Annotated in this window: 1 protein-coding gene; it reads left to right on the forward strand. The window is 23.9% G+C overall.

Annotated elements, in window-relative coordinates:
• On the forward strand, positions 1-967 hold a 967-nt coding region (locus tag D9R21_RS07735; RefSeq protein ID WP_158613996.1), incomplete at its 5' end, for a hypothetical protein.
• Between the last annotated feature and the right edge of the window lie 36 nt (positions 968-1,003).

The raw sequence follows: 1,003 nt of genomic DNA on the forward strand, positions 1-1,003 counted from the left end.
AAGTCCCAAGTTAGTTCAAAAAATACCACGTATAAATGAAAAGAATACCAATAAATGATTGTCTGAATATGGTTTTAATATTGATAAAATAAGCAAAATAAATACTGATGAATGATATAACATTATGACTAATCTTCATAAAAAAGGTGTTGGTAAAAACTTATTATTAAATGCTAACTTAATCCGTGGTAATAAAATATTTAATAATAAATTCTTAAATACTTTACATCAAACACCAATTAAATTAAATAAAGCACTAAATTATTTAAATCCAAATTTTTATATTCAAAAAGTAACTAAAAAATTATTAACTCCCATTGAAAAACAAATAATTACAATTAAACAAAAAGTAATTAATAAAATTACCAATAAAACTAAAAAAATATTGTCTAAATTTGAAACTAAAGCTATTCAAAAATGCCAATTATTCCCCTTTGCTTATGGTTCTGATGTTTTTCTAGCAGTTAAAATTGTTCCCTTATCAGTTGCGGGTGAAGTTGCTTTAACAATCTATTATAAAACTCCTAAATATGCTCCGATTGTTGTGATGACAACTTTAATCAAAGCAGAACAATTTGTTTTATCCCCTGAACCGTTTAAATTCTATATGAACAGTGAATGGTTTATTGGCTGAGGATTTAAAAAAACAAGTTTATTTAATTTAGTTTCTTTTGCTCCAGTTGCTTATCAACAAATAGTAAAAGATAGTTTTAAAATATATCGAACAATTGCTAAGGTATTAAAATTGCAAGAAAAATTTAAAAACAACTTTACTAATAAAGATAAAATGTTAAAAACACTAGAAAACAGTGCAGTTACTAGTTTATTGGGTAGTGGTTTAGCGTTTCAAACATACAAACAACTCAGAACAAATCAAGATTTAAACAAAACAATTAAAACAAAAACACTATTAAGTAGTAAAAAGTTTATCTTAAATAAAATCAAATCAAAAAGAAATAAATGATAAGGAGATGGTTGAATGTTAAATGAATTATGACAAAAT

The sequence above is a fragment of the Spiroplasma endosymbiont of Megaselia nigra genome (assembly GCF_003987485.1).
GTDB lineage: Bacteria > Bacillota_I > Bacilli_A > Mycoplasmatales > Mycoplasmataceae > Spiroplasma.